The organism is Bacillus sp. SIMBA_031 (assembly GCF_046535225.1).
Taxonomy (GTDB): domain Bacteria; phylum Bacillota; class Bacilli; order Bacillales; family Bacillaceae; genus Bacillus; species Bacillus velezensis.
Window position 1 is genome coordinate 1 of record NZ_JAWRXC010000749.1, and the last position, 231, is coordinate 231.

The 231-nt window shown below is 37.7% G+C and carries 1 protein-coding gene; it reads right to left on the reverse strand.

Translation table 11 applies throughout. The features are described 5' to 3' along the window. The coding region (locus tag SB724_RS22055; RefSeq protein WP_410573244.1) for a phage portal protein at window positions 1-231 on the reverse strand (231 nt) is incomplete at both ends.

Sequence of the window (231 nt, forward strand, 5' to 3'; positions counted from 1 at the left end):
GTATTGATTGGGTTCTTCAGCCACCCACCAGAGTTCAGCACACTGTGTAAATCTTCCGTTAATCTTGGCTATTTCTCGGTCAATAAAAATTACTTTTTCCTTATCAAGAATTTTCAAGTATGCATCATACATTGAGGTGTCTTCAATATTATTGGTGTACTTAACCGGATTGCCGTATAGGAAAGTAACAGCGTTACCTACAATCTCCTTTTGATATGCCAAAGGAATACG